Here is a 12,499-nt window from a genome sequence, read left to right on the forward strand (position 1 = left end):
GTCCTGCGCTTGTTAATTAATCCATGGCAAATTATTGGCGCCAAAGGAATGCCAAAAAGCCATGTTTCCCATGCGCCGTGGCCTCCAGACCCTGACCGTTAGTCGGCTTCCTGAACTTTGGCGCGATGATGGCACCGCGGTCACTTCTGATTTTCCGGAACCGAGGCTAGAGTGAGGCCTCAGTATTTGTCCGGGTTTTATACCAGAAGTGACCGGAGCAGCTCCTTCAAGGAAGAGACGTAGCATGGATTGCGCTCCACACCTAGGCGATGGCGGATCGGTTTTGCTGGTAGTCGATGACTATCCGGAAAACCTGGTCAGCATGCGTGCACTTTTACAGCGCGAAGACTGGCAAGTGGTCACCGCCGGTTCCGGTGTGGAAGCCCTGGAGTTACTGCTCAAGCATGACGTCGACCTGGTGTTATTGGACGTGAAAATGCCCGGCATGGACGGCTTCGAGGTGGCCCGCCTGATGCGTGGCAACCAGCGCACCCGCATGACGCCGATCATCTTCCTCAGTGCCAATGCGCAATCCCCGGCCGCTGTGCTGGAGGGCTACGCCAGCGGTGCCATCGATTACCTGTTCAAACCCTTCGACCCGCATATCCTCAAGCCCAAGGTCCAGGCGTTGCTGGAGCACCAGCGCAATCGCCGTGCCTTGCAGCGCCTGAGTCATGATTTGGAGTCTGCCCGCGCCTTTAATGCGTCGGTGTTGGACAACGCCGCCGAAGGCATTCTGGTGGTGAGTGAGGAGGGCGTGATCGAGTACGCCAACCCGGCGATTTCACGCTTGCTCAATGCCACGATGGATGAGCTGCAGGGGCAAGAGTTCTTGAGCTTCCTGCAGAAACCCCATGTGCCCGCGTGGCTGGAGTCGCAGATGTATGCCGGTTACCGCGACGGCGAAACCTGGCGCCTGCATGATGCGATCTTGCGCACCGGCCGGGGCCAGCAGGTGCCGGTGGCCTTGTCCTGTGCACCGTTGCCCGCCGAACAGAAGGCCATGGTGGTGACGGTGCTGGACATGTCCGAGGTGCGCCATCTGCACCAACAACTGGAGTTCCAGGCCGTCACTGACCCGCTGACCGGGCTGCTCAATCGGCGTGGTTTCTATCAGGCGGTGGAGAACACCCTGCTGCGCAGCGAGCGGGTAGAGCAATCGCTGGTATTGCTCTACCTGGACCTTGACGGCTTCAAGCGGGTCAATGATTCCCTGGGCCATGACGCCGGCGATCGGGTATTGCGCTGGGTCTCGGAGCAGTTACAGGGTTGCCTGCGCTCCTATGACATTCTGGGGCGGATGGGCGGGGACGAATTCACCGCGCTTTTAGAGCTGGAGTTCCCCGAGCAAGCGGCGAAGATCGCGGAAAAACTGATCGAACGCGTGTCGATCTGCCAGCAGGTGGAGGGCCTGGATGTGATGCTCGGCGTCAGCATCGGCATCGCCACGTTCCCGGATTGCGGCTCGGACTTGAACGGCCTGCTGCGCGCGGCTGACATCGCCATGTACGAAGCCAAGCGTGCGGGCCGTCAGCAATATCGCTATTACGACCAGGAAATGAACGGCCGCGCCCGTTCGCGCCTGATGCTGGAAGACAGCGTGCGCACGGCGATTCAAAACAAGGATTTCACCCTGGTCTACCAGCCCCAGGTTTCCCTGGCGGACGGGCGTTTGCGCGGTGTAGAGGCGCTGTTGCGCTGGCAGCATCCGAGTGTTGGCGATGTGCCGCCAGGGCTGTTCTTGCCATTGCTGGAGGAGGCGCGCTTGATCAGCCAGCTGAGTAGCTGGATTTACCAACAGGTCGCCGCCCAGCGCCTGGCCTGGCAAGCCACCTTCGATCAGGAACTGGTGCTGAGCGTGAGCTTGAGCAGCCATCAGTTCAATATGCCCAACCTGGCGGCCCAACTGCAGCAGGTGCTTGAGCGCCATGGGTTGCAGGGGCGCCAGTTGGAGGTGGAAATCAGCGAAGACAGCCTGACGAGTAACCTGGAAGAGTCCGGCAAGCAGCTGAAGTTATTGCGCCAGATCGGTGTGCGGATTGCCCTGGATGACTTCGGTTCGGGCAACTGTTCCCTGGCACATCTGCGCGACCTGGCCTTCGACACCCTCAAGCTCGACCCGCAGTTGATCGCCCGCCTGCCGGGCTCGGCACGGGATGCGGTGATGGCGCGCAGCATCATCGAGCTGTGCGGGCATTTTGATGTGCTCGTGGTCGCCGAAGGTGTGGAAACCTCGGAGCAAGCCCAATGGCTCAAGGCCAATGGTTGCGCGTATATCCAGGGCCCGTGGGCGGCGCAGCCGATGGTGGCCGAGGACGTGGTGGACTGGTCACGCGCCCGCGTGCGTTGAATTCGTTACACTGGCGACCCTCCGAACCCTGTTGCCGAGCCCCATGACCGCGCTGAAATACCTCCAGGCTTATCCCGCAGCCCTCCAAGAACAAGTGCGCCAGATGATCGCCAAGGATCAGTTGGGCGCTTACCTGGAACAGCGTTACCCCGAGCGCCACGCGGTGCAGAGCGACAAGGCCCTGTACGCCTACGCCCTGGCCTTGAAGCAGGAGCACCTGCGCAACGCGCCGGCCATCGACAAAGTGCTGTTTGATAACCGCCTGGACCTGACCCACCGTGCCCTCGGCCTGCACACTACGATTTCGCGGGTGCAGGGCGGCAATCTTAAATCCAAGAAAGAGATCCGTATTGCGGCGCTGTTCAAGGAGGCCGCGCCCGAGTTCCTGCGCATGATCGTGGTCCACGAACTGGCGCACTTCAAGGAGTCGGACCACAACAAGGCGTTCTACAAACTCTGTGAGTACATGATGCCGGGCTACCATCAGGTGGAATTCGACCTGCGTGTCTACCTCACGTACCGCGACCTGCAGGGCAAACCCTGACCGCACAAGGCGACCGACCATGGATGTGAGCAAGACCAAGAGCAGCTTCTACCGCCGCCTGTATGTGGCGTACCTGATCGACAGTGGCCAGGCGAGCAGCGTCCCGGCGCTGACCGACGCCACGGGCATGCCTCGGCGTACGGCCCAGGATACGATTGCGGCATTGGCCGACTTGGATATCGTGTGTGAGTTCGAACAGGAAGACGGCGCCCGCAACCACGCCGGGCACTATCGGATTCGCAGCTGGGGGGCGATTGATCGGCGGTGGATCGAGGCGAATCTGGTTTCGGTGAAGCAGGTGTTGGGGTATCCCTGACGTCCTTCGGTGATTGGGCTGACGCGAAGAGGTCCTCAAGCGCGCCGCATTCCAATATGTGGAATGTCATCTTCCAAATATTCCTCCCCCGCCACCACGAACCCATACCGTCCGTAGTACCCCTGCAAATGCGCCTGGGCTGAGAGGAATATCGGCGTCTGCGGCCATATATCGGCAATCCGCTCTAGCGTCTCTTCCATCATCCGATGCCCCAGCCCGGTGCCGCGCGCCACGGGCGCCACAATCACTCGGCCGATCACCACATCGCCGCCCTGGGATTCCGGGTCCAGCAGGCGCAGGTACGCCACGAGTTGATCATCCTGCCAGGCCATCAGGTGGTGGGTGTCGCCCGACAAGTCCTGCCCGTCAAGATCCTGGTAAAGGCATTTTTGCTCCACGACAAAGACCTCGTTGCGCAGGCGCAGGATGGCGTAAAGCTGTTCCTTGCCCAGGTCATCGTGATGTTTGCAGACCCATTCAACTGTCATGGCGTGTTCTCTTATCAATGTCTGTTCCGGATAGTAAGCGCAGCCGGCAATGCTGTCTAAGTGAGCTATTTTTGTGAGTGAAATCAAATTGCCATCATTGAGTGCGTTTGCCGTCGGCTTCTTTGTGTAATCTGAGCTACTGTTAGAGCCTCGGGCCCCGCCTGGGCTAAGGCCACCGCCTGCCTGTCAAGGATTTTGAGCATGCCGCGATTCTCTCGTGCCGTTGCTTTGATTGGAGTGTTGTTGCTGGCGACGCCTGCGTTCGCACAGCGCCTGCGCCTGGTAGCGGATGCCTGGCCACCGTTTACCGATTCCACCCTGATCAACGGCGGGCTGGCCACGGACATCGTTAGCACCGCCTTGGCCCGTGCGGGCTATGCGAGTGATTTTGAACAGGTGCCGTGGGCCCGTGCGCTGATGGGCGTGGGCGATGGGCGCTATGACGTGCTGGTTAACGCCTGGTATGACGATGCCCGCACACAGCTGGGGCAGTTCTCCGGCGAATACCTGCTCAACCGCGTGCGCTTCATCAAGCGCCGCGACGATCCCATCGAGTTCCAGAACCTCGCGCAACTGCACGACTACCCCATCGCCGTGGTGCGCGGGTATGCCTATTCGGCGGCGTTCGACGGGGACCCTCAGCTACAGAAAGTCCCTGTGCATAACTTCGCCATGGCGGTGCGCATGCTCGCGGCGCAGCGGGTGCGGCTGACGTTGGAGGATGAATATGTGGCGCGCTATTACCTGTCCCGTGAATCGGCGCGGGTGCGCAATGCGGTGGAGTTTTTACCCCAGCCGCTGAGCGAAAACAGCCTGCATATCCTGGTCAGCCTGAAACACCCGGAGCATGAGCAGATCGTCGCTGCCTTTGACCGAGAGATTGTCAAGATGAAGGCTGATGGCAGTTATGCGCGGTTGATGAAGCAGCACGGGATGTAGTGGTCTTGAGGGCCTCTTCGCGAGCAAGCCCGCTCCCACATTCAACCGCGTACATCCATTGGGAAGGCAGTCGAATGTGGGAGGGGGCTTGCTCCCGATAGCGCTCTAAGCTGCGCGGGTGTCCTTGATCAAATGCGCTGCCAGCGTGCGCAACGGCCCCAACTGGCGACAAATCAACGCCAGTTGCGTCTGCACCAACCGTTGCCCTTCATCAATCTCATCCGGCATCTGCTCCAGGTCCGCCGCCAGTGCTTCCTCGGCATCGCTCTGAATCGCAATCGGCTGCTTGTTGGCCAGCCCGCTGGCGATGTCATCGATGCTCGCCGCCAAGGTATTACCGGCGCCTTCGATCAAGTGCTCACGCACCTCGGCCGGCAGTTGGGTTTCCCGATGCGCACCCAACCCTGACAAGTAGCTGAGCAATGTGTGCGACAGCACCAGGAAACGGAAGCCTACGTCCGCCTCCTTCCGGAAGTGCCCTGGCTCCATCAACATGTTCGCCAAGGTGGTGGACAGCGCCGCATCGGCGTTGTGTGCGTTGCGCCGGGCCAGGCGGTAGGCCAGGTCGTCGCTCTTGCCGGCGGCGTATTGCTGCATGATCTGGCGCAGGTAGATGCTGTTGCAGGTCAGGGTGTTGGCCAGCACTTTGTTCAGGCGCCGGCCTTGCCAGTCCGGCAGGAACAGGAACACCGCCAGGCCCGCAATCAAGCTGCCGAGCAAGGTATCGAACAGGCGTGGCAGGAACAGCCCATAGCCATCGCCGACCTGGTTGAAGCAGAACAGCACCATCAAGGTGATGGCGGCGGTGGCCAGGGTGTAGCGGGTGGTGCGGTTGATAAAGAACACCAGGCCGGCGGCGATGGCGAACATCGACTGCACCAGGGGGCTCGGGAACAGGTCGAACAGCGCCCAGGCCACGGTGAGGCCGATGGCGGTGCCGATGATCCGCTGGCCGAGCTTGCGCCGGGTAGCACCGTAGTTCGGTTGGCACACGAACAGCGTAGTGAGGATGATCCAGTAGCCTTGGGAGGCGTGGATCGCATGCAGCATGCCGTAGCCGACGGTCAGCGCCAGCGACAGGCGCAGCGCATGGCGGAACAGCAGCGAGGTCGGCGTCATCTGCGTGCGCAGGCGCGTCCACATTTCCTTGAGGTTGCGCGGGGCGCGGTCCAGCAGGTTGCTGTCGGTGGCGTCCGCCAGGCTGTCGGGGTTGCTGGCGTCGCCCAGCAGGCGATCCAGCGTGGACAGGTTGGCCGCGAGGGCACGCAACGAGCGCAGCAGGCCGCGCCAGGCCGGGTTGCTCTGGATGCGCAGGTGTTCCAGGGACGCGTTCAGGTCGCCGAGGGCTTCGGCGAAGCTGTCGTCATAGATGAACGGCTGGCGCAATTGAATCGATTCGGCCAGGGCCTGGCAGGCCTTGCCCTGCTGGCGCAAGAGGCGCTGGCAACGGAACAGCACGTCGCTGTGGAAGAAGGCCTCGGCCAGCGCGTTGTAGGGGTAGTGGGACGAGCTGGCGCGTTCGTGGATGTCCTGGGCGAGGAAATACAGCTTCAGGTAGCGGCTGACTTTCGAGCCGGGGCGACCATTGCCTACGCGGTGCAGGATAATTTCCTTCGCCGCGTTGAGCGCCGCCACCACCCGGCCGTTCTGCTGCGCCAGTTCCAGGCGCCGCGCTTCCACATCCAGTTGGCGGATCGGTTCGAACAACGACGACTTGAGCTTGAGGTAACGCCCCAATTCGCGAAACAACCGCGCCAGGCTCTGTTGCACCGGCTGGTTGGAAAACAGCGCCTGCCACAGCACCGACAGCACGCCGTACCAGGCGGCACCGGCCACCAGCAGCAGCGGTTCATGCCAGAAATCGGAGACCGCGCCACCGCGCTGGTCCACGCCGATCATGGTGTACACCGACAGAATCAGCGTCGCCGAGGCAATCGCGCCATAGCGTTCGCCCAAGGCGCCGAGCATGGTCAGGCAGAAGGTGGCCAGGGCCAGGGAGATCGCGAAGATCCAGGGATAAGGGAACAGCAGCTCCACCGACAGTGCGGCGATGCTGAAACACACCAGCGTGACTGCCAGGGCGTTGAGGCGACCTTGCCAGCTGTCATCGGTCTCGGCCAGGGCGCTGGCGATAATCCCCAGGAACAGTGGGATCAGCAGCGTCATTTCATCTTGGTACCAGCACAGCGCCATGCTGCCGGTGAGGGCGATGAATACCCGAATGCTGTAGCTGAATTTATCCAGCGCCCACAGGCGCCGCATGGACTGCTTGAACGAGGTCGATGACATGAAGGCTGGAGTCTTCCGGGACGATGCCGTTAAATTGAGCTATCAAGGACGCCACGGCAAGCGTGGCGATCACATCAATTCGCAAAATATCTCCCAGACACACCCTAAACCAAATGTGGGAGGGGGCTTGCCCCCGATAGCAGTGTGTCAGTCAGTACATCTGTTACTGATACACCGCAATCGGGGGCAAGCCCCCTCCCACATTTCGACCGAGTGCATCTTTCAGTCAGGCGTATTGCGCGGCTGCGTAGCCCGACGCCCACGCCCACTGGAAGTTGAACCCGCCCAGGTGGCCGGTCACATCCAGCACTTCACCGATAAAGTACAACCCCGGGCTTTTCAGCGATTCCATGGTCTTGGACGACACTTCCCGCGTGTCCACGCCACCCAGGGTCACCTCGGCGGTGCGATAGCCCTCGGTGCCCGCCGGCACCAGTTGCCAGTTGCCGAGTTTCTGCGCGATGTCGGCGATTTCAGCGTGGGTGTACTGCTTCATCGGCTTGGACACAAACCAGCTGTCCGCCAGCAGGTTGGCCATTTTCTTGGTGAAGATCTCACCCAGCAGGGTTTTCAGCTCGCTGTTCGGACGCTCGGCCTGTTGCTGTTGCAGCCAGGTGTGAGCGTCATGGTCGGGCAGCAGGTTGATCTCCACGGTGTCGCCGGGTTCCCAGTACGAGGATATCTGCAAGATCGCCGGCCCGCTCAGGCCACGGTGGGTAAACAGGATGTTCTCGCGAAAGCTCTGGCCGTTGCAGCTCACCAGACAATCCACCGACGTACCGGACAGCTCGCCGCACAGGTCCTTGAGCTGGTCAGTGATGGTGAACGGTACCAGCCCGGCGCGGGTCGGTAGCAGTTCATGGCCGAATTGCTTGGCCACCTGGTAACCAAAGCCGGTGGCGCCCAGGGTCGGAATCGACAGGCCGCCCGTGGCGATCACCAGGGATTCGCAGCGCAGTTCACCCAAGGTGGTTTGCAACTGATAACCGGCGTCCAGCTTGGCAATCTCCTGGACCGACGTGTCCAGGTGCATGCTCACACCGACCTGAATGCATTCATCGAGCAGCATGCCGAGAATGTCGCTGGATTTGTTATCGCAGAACAGCTGGCCGAGCTTCTTCTCGTGGTACGGCACGCCGTGCTTGGCCACCAGCCCGATGAAATCCCACTGGGTGTAGCGGGCCAGGGCGGATTTACAGAAGTGTTCGTTGTGCGAAAGGAAATTGGCCGGCTCGGTGTACATGTTAGTGAAATTGCAGCGGCCACCGCCGGACATCAGGATCTTCTTGCCGGCCTTGTTCGCATGGTCGATCAACATCACCTTGCGCCCACGCCCGGCGGCGGTCAGTGCACACATCAAGCCTGCGGCGCCGGCGCCAATGATCACAACTTCGGTCGAGCGCACTGCAATGTCCTCATACACGTTCTAATTTGAAATACAGTCAAATGTGGGAGGGGGCTGTTGTGGTGAGCGGGCTTGCCCCGCGCTGGAGTGCGTAGCGCTCCCAAGCTTTTGGGGCTGCTTCGCAACCCAGCGCGGGGCAAGCCCGCTCACCACAGCAAGCCAGCCCCCACATTAGATCTCCATTGAATCGGAGATCGTGTTACAGGATCCGCACGCGCAACGACCGGCCTTTGATCTTGCCGTCGTTCAAGCGCTGCAACGCCTGCTTGGCGATCCCACGTTCCACGGCCACGAACGCCTGGAAGTCAAAGATCGCGATCTTGCCGACCTGGGCACCGGGGATACCGGCTTCACCGGTCAGGGCGCCGAGGATATCGCCCGGACGAACCTTGTCTTTACGCCCGGCAGCGATGCACAAGGTGCTCATCTGTGGCAGCAGCGGGCCACCGCTTTGCGGCTTGAGGTTGTCCAGTTGGTCCCAGTTCAGCGGCGACTTCTGCAGTTGCTCGATGGCCTGGGCGCGGTGTGCTTCGGACGGGGCGACCAGGCTGATGGCAATCCCGGTCTCACCGGCGCGACCGGTACGGCCGACGCGGTGGATGTGGATTTCCGAATCGCGGGCCAGTTCGACGTTGATCACCATGTCCAGCGAGTCGATGTCCAAGCCACGGGCGGCGACGTCGGTGGCCACCAGCACGGACGTGCTGCGGTTGGCGAACATCGCCAGTACCTGGTCACGGTCGCGCTGTTCCAGGTCACCATGCAGGCCGACGGCGGAAATACCCTTGGCGGTCAGGTGATCCACGGTTTCCTGCACTTGCTGCTTGGTGAAGCAGAAGGCGACGCAGGAGGCCGGGCGGAAGTGCGCCAGGACCTTGGTCACGGCTTCCATGCGCTCTTCCGGCGAGATCTCATAGAAACGCTGCTCGATCTGGTCATCGGAGTGGAACGCTTCGGCCTTCACTTGCTGCGGCGCGCGCATGAACTTCGAGGCCAGCTGTTTGATGCTCACCGGGTAGGTGGCCGAGAACAGCAGGGTCTGGCGGCGCGGCGGGGTCTTGCTGATGATGTCTTCGATGGCGTCGTAGAAGCCCATGTCGAGCATGCGGTCGGCTTCGTCGAGGATCAGCGTGTTCAGGCCATCCAGCACCAGCGAACCCTTGCGCAGGTGCTGCTGGATACGGCCCGGCGTGCCGACGATGACGTGGGCGCCGTGTTCCAGGGAGGCGATCTGCGGGCCGAGGGACACGCCGCCGCACAGGGTCAGCACCTTGATGTTGTCTTCGGCGCGGGCCAGGCGACGGATTTCCTTGGCGACCTGGTCGGCCAGCTCACGGGTCGGGCACATGACCAGGGCCTGGCAGCCGAAGTAGCGCGGGTTGATCGGGTTCAACAGGCCGATGCCGAACGCAGCGGTCTTGCCGCTGCCGGTCTTGGCCTGCGCAATCAGGTCCAGCCCTTTGAGGATCACCGGCAAGCTTTGCGCCTGGATCTGCGTCATCTCGACATAACCCAGCGAGTCGAGGTTAGCCAGCATGGCGGCGGACAGGGGCAAAGTATTAAAAGCGGTGGCGATGGTAGTCACGGGACTGGCTCTGCAAAACAAAATGTCGCGCAGTGTACCAGTCTCGTGGGAATTTCCCTGCAAGTTCTAGACGAGAAGCCTGTCAGTGCTCAATGTCGTGCTCACGGCTGACCACACGTTTGCCGTCTTTTGGCGACAGTTGCAGGAAGATCGCCGCCGCCAGCATCGCCATGATGCCTACTGTGAGGAAGGTTAACTGGAACGCGCCAAGCACGCTTTCTACCCCGTCATTGCCCGTTTCGGCGGTAAATCCGCCCAGCAGTGCACCGGCGCACGCCACCCCGAGGCTCAGCGACAATTGCGCCACCACCGAGAGCAAACTGTTGCCGCTGCTGGCCTGAGCATCATCGAGGTCGATCAGGGTGACGGTGTTCATCGCGGTAAATTGCAGGGAGTTGATCGCCCCCAGTACCGCCAGCATGCACAACAGCAGCGGGTAGGGCGTGTGCTCGCTGACCAGGCCCATGCTGGCGAGCATGATGCCCAGCGCCAGGGTGTTGCCGGTGAGCACGATGCGGTAGCCGAGGCGTTCGATCAGCGTGCGGGCGATGGATTTGGCAAACATCGCCGCCGCTGCCAGGGGCAACATGCTCATGCCCGCTTCGGACGGCGAGTAACCCAGCGCGACCTGCAACAGCAGCGGCACCAGGAACGGCAGCGCGCCGCTGCCCAGGCGCGCGAACAGGTTACCCAGAATGCCCACGGCGAAGGTGCGCGTCTTGAACAGCACCGGCGAAAACAACGGGTTGTCGATATGCCCGGCGCGCAGCCAATACGCCGCCAGGCACGCCAGGCCACCGAACAGCAGCAACATCACCCGCAGGTGCGGCAGGTGCAGTTCGCCCAGGCCTTCCATGGCGATGGTGATCAGCACCATCGCCGCGCCAAACAACAGAAAACCGATACCGTCGAAGCGCGTGCGTTCACTGCCCCGCAGGTCGGGGATCAGTTTCCACACGGCATAACAACCGACCATGCCCACCGGCAGGTTGATCAGGAAGATCCAGTGCCAGGTCAGGTATTGCACCATCCAGCCGCCCATCGTCGGGCCCAGCAACGGGCCGAGCAGGCCGGGGATGGTAATGAACCCCATGATGCGCACCAGCTCGGAGCGGGGGTAGGCACGCAGCACCACCAGTCGCCCCACCGGCAGCATCAGCGCGCCGCCCAACCCTTGGATCACCCGTGCGCCCACCAGCATGGTCAAGCTGCTGGACAAGGCGCACAGCAGCGAGCCAATGCTGAACAGCATGATTGCGCCAAAGAAGATTTTCTTGGTGCCGAAGCGGTCGGCGATCCAGCCCGAGGCCGGGATCAGCAAGGCGACGGTGAGCATGTACGCGATCACCACCCCTTGCATGCGCAGCGGGTTTTCCGCGAGGTCCCGGGCCATGGCCGGCAATGCCGTGTTGAGGATCGTCCCGTCCAGCGACTGCATGAAGAAGGCAATCGCGACCACCCAGGGGAGCCAGCGGGCGGTCTTGGCATCGAGCGGGACGCGATTCGGCATGGAAAACCTTTTTGTTAGCAGGCTATGTGTTGGCGATTATGCGCCATCCGTCGCTCCTTTTCCCACTGGCGATTCGTCTAAATCCGACAACGCGGCGTGCTCACCCACCAGGAAATCCAACAGCGCCCGGTGTACCGCCAGCGCGGCCTCGCGGGACTCCAGGTCGAGCAAGTGGCCGGTATGTTCGGCCACGGCAAAGCTGCTGCGCCCGACGTATTGCTGGAACACCTTTGCCTCGGCGGCCGGGGTGTATTCGTCCAGTGCACCGTTGAGAAAGTGCACCGGTGTTTCAATCTGCTTGAGTGCCGGGAGGTAGTTGCCATCGCCCAAGGCCAGCACTTGGTGGATATGAAAACGCGCCTGGCGGTATTCGGTGGTGGCCATGGTCGACAGGTGCCGATGGTTGTTGCGCTTGAGCCGGGATGACAGGTATTTGCCCACGGTCTCGTTGAGCAAGTGGCCGACGGCGGATTTGTCATCCGCCTCGATCAGCACGCGTACGCGCTCCACATAGTCGAGCATCGCCTGATTGAGGTTGGGCGCCAGGGCCATCACCACCGAGCTTTCAATGGAAGGCGGGTTATGCGCCAGGGTCAGCAGGGTCGAGATACCGCCCCACGACGCCGACACCAGATGGTTGACCTGGAAGCGCTCCACCAGGGCGCGCAGGATTTGCACTTCGTCGTCCTTCGTGACCAGGTCCAGGTCAGTGTTGTGTTCGCGGGAATAGCCGGAGAACGGCAGGTCGAACAGCAAGACATTGAAATGCTCGGCCAGGCATTTGCTGGTGCGGGCAAAGGAGCGTGTGGTGGACAGCGCGCCATTGACCATCAGCACGGTCTTTCTTTGCGGATTGTTTCCCAGCTGCTCAACATGAACGTTGTAGTGCTTGAACAGCTTTTCAATGACAAAACTTCCATGGTTCATGTCAACGCTCCAGCTTGCCCTTCCCGGGCAAGGTCGTGCTCTCGTGGGGGGAGTGGCGGGGTGCCACCAACCGTTATAACGAGGTTTTTTGCAGGCGACAACAGGCTGCCCCGTGCAGACTGGGCAGACGAGAATTGACCGTAGGA

At 61.5% G+C, this 12,499-nt stretch carries 10 protein-coding genes; 4 read left to right on the forward strand and 6 right to left on the reverse strand.

Going from position 1 to position 12,499, the window contains the following annotated elements; translation table 11 throughout:
• Positions 1 to 244 precede the first annotated feature (244 nt).
• The 3 genes from AC3ZU9_RS10195 to AC3ZU9_RS10205 are packed head-to-tail and all read left to right on the forward strand — an operon-like array spanning position 245 to position 3,210.
• A complete protein-coding gene (locus AC3ZU9_RS10195; protein WP_046034963.1) occupies positions 245 to 2,350 on the forward strand; it encodes a putative bifunctional diguanylate cyclase/phosphodiesterase in 2,106 nt (701 codons plus the stop codon).
• 43 nt (positions 2,351 to 2,393) lie between these two features.
• Positions 2,394 to 2,894, forward strand: a complete 501-nt coding sequence (locus tag AC3ZU9_RS10200; protein WP_015886287.1) for a M48 metallopeptidase family protein — start codon at positions 2,394 to 2,396, stop codon at positions 2,892 to 2,894.
• 19 nt (positions 2,895 to 2,913) lie between these two features.
• The gene (locus AC3ZU9_RS10205; protein ID WP_490090663.1) at positions 2,914 to 3,210 is read left to right on the forward strand and encodes a winged helix-turn-helix domain-containing protein; all 297 of its coding nucleotides are present in this window, start codon (positions 2,914 to 2,916) and stop codon (positions 3,208 to 3,210) included.
• A 35-nt stretch (positions 3,211 to 3,245) separates the two neighbouring features.
• Here AC3ZU9_RS10205 and AC3ZU9_RS10210 read toward each other — a convergent pair whose 3' ends face one another.
• A complete protein-coding gene (locus AC3ZU9_RS10210) occupies positions 3,246 to 3,698 on the reverse strand; it encodes a GNAT family N-acetyltransferase (RefSeq protein WP_015886285.1) in 453 nt (150 codons plus the stop codon).
• 201 nt (positions 3,699 to 3,899) lie between these two features.
• Here AC3ZU9_RS10210 and AC3ZU9_RS10215 point away from each other — a divergent pair, with 201 nt between their 5' ends.
• Positions 3,900 to 4,637: a substrate-binding periplasmic protein gene (locus AC3ZU9_RS10215; RefSeq protein ID WP_093542493.1), complete on the forward strand. Its 738-nt coding sequence runs from the start codon at positions 3,900 to 3,902 to the stop codon at positions 4,635 to 4,637.
• Positions 4,638 to 4,742: 105 nt separating this feature from the next.
• On the opposite strand, the gene yccS is transcribed toward AC3ZU9_RS10215, so the two are convergent.
• The 5 genes from yccS to AC3ZU9_RS10240 all read right to left on the reverse strand — a co-directional run bounded on the left by yccS (position 4,743) and on the right by AC3ZU9_RS10240 (position 12,353).
• On the reverse strand, positions 4,743 to 6,926 hold the full coding sequence (gene yccS / locus AC3ZU9_RS10220) for a YccS family putative transporter (protein WP_015886283.1): 2,184 nt from the start codon (positions 6,924 to 6,926) through the stop codon (positions 4,743 to 4,745).
• A 226-nt stretch (positions 6,927 to 7,152) separates the two neighbouring features.
• Complete coding sequence (locus AC3ZU9_RS10225) at positions 7,153 to 8,331, reverse strand: BaiN/RdsA family NAD(P)/FAD-dependent oxidoreductase (RefSeq protein ID WP_015886282.1); 1,179 nt, start codon at positions 8,329 to 8,331, stop codon at positions 7,153 to 7,155.
• A 199-nt stretch (positions 8,332 to 8,530) separates the two neighbouring features.
• The gene (gene dbpA, locus AC3ZU9_RS10230) at positions 8,531 to 9,868 is read right to left on the reverse strand and encodes an ATP-dependent RNA helicase DbpA (protein WP_231809651.1); all 1,338 of its coding nucleotides are present in this window, start codon (positions 9,866 to 9,868) and stop codon (positions 8,531 to 8,533) included.
• Positions 9,869 to 9,998: 130 nt separating this feature from the next.
• Complete coding sequence (gene mdtD, locus AC3ZU9_RS10235) at positions 9,999 to 11,426, reverse strand: multidrug transporter subunit MdtD (RefSeq protein WP_015886280.1); 1,428 nt, start codon at positions 11,424 to 11,426, stop codon at positions 9,999 to 10,001.
• 36 nt (positions 11,427 to 11,462) lie between these two features.
• Entirely contained in the window at positions 11,463 to 12,353 is an 891-nt protein-coding gene (locus AC3ZU9_RS10240) for an alpha/beta fold hydrolase (RefSeq protein WP_015886279.1), read from the reverse strand.
• Positions 12,354 to 12,499 lie beyond the last annotated feature (146 nt).

This window comes from Pseudomonas sp. A39, from assembly GCF_058145955.1.

What these genes read in the sequence shown, in the direction of transcription:
- AC3ZU9_RS10195 (WP_046034963.1), top strand. Translation starts at nt 245, where the DNA reads ATGGATTGCGCTCCACACCTAGGCGATGGCGGATCGGTTTTGCTGGTA.
- AC3ZU9_RS10200 (WP_015886287.1), top strand. Translation starts at nt 2,394, where the DNA reads ATGACCGCGCTGAAATACCTCCAGGCTTATCCCGCAGCCCTCCAAGAA.
- AC3ZU9_RS10205 (WP_490090663.1), top strand. Translation starts at nt 2,914, where the DNA reads ATGGATGTGAGCAAGACCAAGAGCAGCTTCTACCGCCGCCTGTATGTG.
- AC3ZU9_RS10210 (WP_015886285.1), bottom strand. Translation starts at nt 3,698, where the DNA reads ATGACAGTTGAATGGGTCTGCAAACATCACGATGACCTGGGCAAGGAA.
- AC3ZU9_RS10215 (WP_093542493.1), top strand. Translation starts at nt 3,900, where the DNA reads ATGCCGCGATTCTCTCGTGCCGTTGCTTTGATTGGAGTGTTGTTGCTG.
- yccS (WP_015886283.1), bottom strand. Translation starts at nt 6,926, where the DNA reads ATGTCATCGACCTCGTTCAAGCAGTCCATGCGGCGCCTGTGGGCGCTG.
- dbpA (WP_231809651.1), bottom strand. Translation starts at nt 9,868, where the DNA reads ATGCTGGCTAACCTCGACTCGCTGGGTTATGTCGAGATGACGCAGATC.
- mdtD (WP_015886280.1), bottom strand. Translation starts at nt 11,426, where the DNA reads ATGCCGAATCGCGTCCCGCTCGATGCCAAGACCGCCCGCTGGCTCCCC.
- AC3ZU9_RS10240 (WP_015886279.1), bottom strand. Translation starts at nt 12,353, where the DNA reads ATGAACCATGGAAGTTTTGTCATTGAAAAGCTGTTCAAGCACTACAAC.